The sequence below is a fragment of the Oleiagrimonas sp. genome, from assembly GCF_027858935.1.
In the GTDB taxonomy this organism is placed as follows: Bacteria; Pseudomonadota; Gammaproteobacteria; order Xanthomonadales; family Rhodanobacteraceae; genus Oleiagrimonas.
Window position 1 is genome coordinate 1 of record NZ_JAQIBU010000169.1, and the last position, 3,495, is coordinate 3,495.

Here is a 3,495-nt window from a genome sequence, read left to right on the forward strand (position 1 = left end):
GGCTGGGGCTGGGCGGCCTTCGTCTGGGGCTATGCGCTGCTGTGGTTCTTCATCACCGACCCGCTGAAACTGCTGGCCTATCGGCTACTCGATCCCGGCAAGGCAGCGGCCAAACGCAAACCCGAAGCGGACACCGCAGAGGCAAAGGCCAAGCCTGATGACGAGGTCAGCGAGGCTCTTGCGACCGATGCCAGGCCTGCGGCAGAGCTGCAGGACAATGCGGCGCACGCAGCGAAGGCCAAACCCGCACCTGATCCCGGCAAGACAGACACCGCGCCGAAGGCCGAGACCGACGCACCTCATGCGACCGATGCCAGACCCGCAGTGAGGGCAGAAGCCAAGGCCAAGCCGGCGCCCGGCGCAAAGGCCGCCGCACCGCCCGATCCTGAAGCAGACGACTCCTCCGCTGCCCCGACGCAACCGGCAACGCAGGCGACAAAGCCGGCGCCGCCCGAAGGGACCACCGATACACTTGCGTCGAAGCCGGCGACGGAAACGCCGCCCGAACCGACACCACAGCAGGTCAAGCGCGTCCATCAACTGTATGAGCAGCTCGGGCGCGAGGAGGTACAAGCGGTGGAAGACATGGAGCGGGCCAGGCAAGAGCCGCAGCCGCGCAAGGCCGGACCCGAGGCAAGCGACTGACCGGTATCGCGGCGGACCACAGGAGCATCCAGCCCTGAACTTGAATGGCGACGCCTGTTCATCAAACGCCGGGCACGTTCCCGCGGGTGCTGCTGGCAGACGTCTTCGAATCGCGGGATCGACATCCTGACATCAACTGCTGGAGTGCGTGTGATGGGCCACCCGAAAAAAATCAAACCCGAGGACTACCGCGTTCGCGAAGGGCACAAGGTCGATCTCGACCGCTGGCCGACAACGGTCGATCCGGCCTACGACTCGGAGGACCAGTACAAGAAGATGCTCGACGATCACGTCAGTCAGCTGAGCGACCAGCAGCAACGGCTGTACGCGAGCAACCGGCATGCCGTGTTGCTGATTTTCCAGGCGATGGATGCAGCGGGCAAGGACGGCGCCATCCGGCACGTGATGTCCGGGGTCAATCCGCAGGGCTGCCAGGTGTTCAGCTTCAAGCATCCCAGCGCCAGCGAACTGCAGCACGACTTTCTGTGGCGCTGCACCCGCGACCTGCCGGAGCGTGGCCGCATCGGCATCTTCAACCGTTCCTATTACGAGGAGGTCCTGATTGCCCGCGTCCATCCCGAGATTCTGCGCAGCGAGGGTCTACCGGATGCGCTCGAATCCGGAAAATCGGTGTGGAAACACCGCTACCGTTCGATCCGCAATCTCGAGCAGCATCTGCACGCCAATGGCACCCGCATCATCAAGTTCTTCCTGCACCTGTCATGCGAGGAGCAGCGCCAGCGCTTCCTGGCGCGCATCGACGAGCCGGAGAAGAACTGGAAATTCAGCGTGGCGGACATCACCGAACGCACCTTCTGGTCGCAGTACATGACGGCCTATGCGGAATGTCTGGCCGCCACCAGCACCGATGACGCACCGTGGTACGTGGTGCCGGCCGACGACAAGGAGAACGCCCGCCTGATCGTTTCGCGCATCATTGTCGACACCTTCGGGGCCTTGAAGATGAACTATCCCAGGACCAGCGCCAAGCGCCGCCAGGAACTGCAGTCGATCCGCAAGCAGCTCGCCAAGTGAAGGAAACCGCCGGGTTGGCCGCACACGATCTGCAGGGCATCACCACGCCCCGCTACCTGTCGGTGGACAGGTGCGGCAGGCCTGCCGCGAGCTTCACGTTGCAAGCCACTGGCGAAAGCGCCAACGCAGCGGTGCACGCGCACGCGTACGCGTACGCACATAGGCTTCGGCGGCCTGACGGATGGCATCGGCCTGGGTGGGGTAGGGCTGGATGATCCGGGCCAGCGTGCGCAGACCGATGCCCGTCGTCATCGCCAGGGTGATTTCGCCCAGCATGTCGCCGGCGTGCCGGGCCACGATGGTGGCGCCGAGGATGGTGTCCGAACGCTCCCGCACGTGGATTTTCACGAAGCCCTCGGCTTCGCTGTCGGTCACCGCGCGATCAATCTGGTGCATCGGCAGGGTGAAGGTCTTGACCGGGATGCCCTGCCGGTTGGCCTGGCCCACGTAGAGTCCTACGTGCGCGATTTCAGGGTCCGTGAACGTACACCATGGCACGATCAGCTTGCTCAGCCGCTGACGGCCGCCGAACAGTGCATTGCCGACGGCGATCTGTGCCGAGGCCCGGGCGCTGTTGGTGTATTTGTGTTCCAGGCACGCATCCCCGGCGGCATAGACCTGCCGGTTTTCGGTGCGCAGGAAATCATCGACCTCCACGCCCCCGCGGGTATTCATGCCGATGCCGGCCGCCGCAAGATTCAGTCCATCGAGCTGGGGTGCATGGCCTGCGCCGATGAGAATCGCATCGATCGCGATGGTGTTGCGATAGTCGGCGCTGACCAGATCGGCGCGGATCTCCCCGTCCTGTCTGCGCACGGCTTCGACGGTCGTGTTCAGTCGGACCTCGATCCCGTCGCGTGCAAAGGCATCGGAAAGGATCTGCGCGGCGTCGCGTTCTTCATTGCCCAGGAACAGCGGCATGTCCTGCACGATGGTGGTGCGGGCGCCGAGCCGACAGAACGCCTGGGCCAGTTCGCAGCCAAGCGGGCCGCCACCGATCACCAGCAGGCGAGGTGGCAGTTGGGTCAGGTCGAACACGTTTTCATTGGTCATGAAGCCGGTTTGGGCGAGTCCGGGTATCTCCGGAATCTCCGGGCGCGCGCCGGTGGCGATCAGCGCGTTGTCAAAATGCAGACGCTGGCCGTCGACCATGAGCCAATCCCTGCCGCCAAATCGTGCGTCACCGCAGAACAGGTCCACACCCGTTGAGCGCAACCGGTGCACCCAGTCGGCGCTCTCCAGATGCCTGCGGATACGCCGCACGCGTGCCATGGCTGCGGCAAAATCCACGGCGATGACATCGGGAACCTGCGCACCGTAGCGCTGAGCTTCGCGCATCCCGGCGTACAGGCGTGCGGTGCGCACGATCGACTTGGAGGGAATGCATCCGGTGTTCAGGCATACGCCGCCCAGTCGCCCGCGTTCGATCAGGGCCACCTTCGCACCCGATGCGCGGGCACGTTCCGCGGCGGCCAGGCCGGCGGGTCCCGCGCCGATGATCGCCAGATGATAACAGCGGGCAGGGGTCGGGTTACGCCAGGCGTCCGGATGCCCCGCGATCAAGTGCGCGTCCTGGCCTGGTACCCGAGGGTCGTTCGTGGTGACCATCAGGGCGCTCCATGGCGGACCGATGACCGCAACCAGCCACCGGTGAACCCGGCCTTGCGCAGCCCCTGGACGATGTATGGACAGCGTCGCATCCACTGCCAGATCTGCCCGCTGCGGTGATTCTCGATCATCATGACCACGATGCCCTGATCCAGGCCGTAATGGCCCTCCGATACCCAGGCGTTCTGATCGGCATCGATCAGCGTC

At 64.8% G+C, this 3,495-nt stretch carries 3 protein-coding genes and 1 pseudogene; 2 read left to right on the forward strand and 2 right to left on the reverse strand.

Annotated elements, in window-relative coordinates; genetic code table 11:
* A pseudogene (locus tag PF446_RS06155) lies at positions 1–645 on the forward strand (hypothetical protein); the annotation flags it as partial.
* Between the two features lie 153 nt (positions 646–798).
* On the forward strand, positions 799–1,680 hold the full coding sequence (locus tag PF446_RS06160) for an ADP-polyphosphate phosphotransferase (protein WP_298070362.1): 882 nt from the start codon (positions 799–801) through the stop codon (positions 1,678–1,680).
* Between the two features lie 93 nt (positions 1,681–1,773).
* On the opposite strand, the gene PF446_RS06165 is transcribed toward PF446_RS06160, so the two are convergent.
* Positions 1,774–3,288, reverse strand: a complete 1,515-nt coding sequence (locus PF446_RS06165) for a mercuric reductase (protein WP_298070363.1) — start codon at positions 3,286–3,288, stop codon at positions 1,774–1,776.
* The coding region (locus PF446_RS06170; RefSeq protein ID WP_298070364.1) for a glucoamylase family protein at positions 3,288–3,495 on the reverse strand (208 nt) is incomplete at its 5' end. The genes PF446_RS06170 and PF446_RS06165, both read right to left, overlap by 1 nt.

Coding starts and splice junctions, on each gene's coding strand:
- PF446_RS06160 (WP_298070362.1), top strand. CDS start 799: ATGGGCCACCCGAAAAAAATCAAACCCGAGGACTACCGCGTTCGCGAA.
- PF446_RS06165 (WP_298070363.1), bottom strand. CDS start 3,288: ATGGTCACCACGAACGACCCTCGGGTACCAGGCCAGGACGCGCACTTG.